Origin of the sequence: Burkholderia sp. AU4i (assembly GCF_000466765.1) — a bacterium.
Lineage (GTDB): Bacteria > Pseudomonadota > Gammaproteobacteria > Burkholderiales > Burkholderiaceae > Burkholderia > Burkholderia cepacia.
On record NZ_ASSI01000417.1, the window covers coordinates 1 to 648 of the forward strand.

Annotated in this window: 1 protein-coding gene and 1 pseudogene; both read left to right on the forward strand. The window is 60.6% G+C overall.

Translation table 11 applies throughout. The annotated features are described in order from the left end of the window. A partial coding sequence (locus tag L810_RS43160) for an ATP-binding protein (protein WP_042978451.1) occupies window positions 1-452 on the forward strand: 452 nt, incomplete at its 5' end. Between the two features lie 92 nt (window positions 453-544). Continuing rightward, window positions 545-648 (forward strand): annotated as a pseudogene (locus L810_RS49905) (Tn3 family transposase); the annotation flags it as partial.

The window sequence follows — 648 nt, forward strand, 5'->3', positions numbered from 1 at the left end:
GCGGCCCGACCGGCGCTGGGAAATCGTGGCTCGCTTGCGCCCTGGCCCAATACGCTTGCCGGCGCGGGCATTCGGCCTTGTATCTGCGCGTGCCGCGACTCGGCGAGGAGCTTCGCGTTCTGCACGGCAACGGCGGCTTCACAAAATGGCTGCTGCAGGTCGCCCGCGTTGACGTGCTCCTGCTGGACGATTGGGGAATGGCTCCCCTCGACGCGATGGTCCGAAACGATCTGCTCGAGATGATCGACGACCGCTCTGCGGGAAAGGCGACCATCATCACCAGCCAGTTACCGATTGAGCACTGGCATGGATGGATCGGCGACGAGACCATTGCCGACGCAATGCTCGACCGTCTCATGCAGCGTCATCACCGGATCATGCTCACCGGTGAATCCCTCAGAAAAGCGTCCCCAAAACCCAACGTCCCGGAGCCCAAACTCGACCAGAACTAACAAGAAAATCTACAATCAACACCGCGCAACGCCCAACCCCGCCGAATCGGTCACGTTCCCGAAATCGGCGGTCACGTTCGCCGAAATACGCAGAAGTTGATGAGTGGACGGGTTTCACCCGGCACTTCACACATCTGAAAACCGGTGACACCGCCAAGGACAAGACGTTGCTGCTGACGACGATCCTGGCCGATGG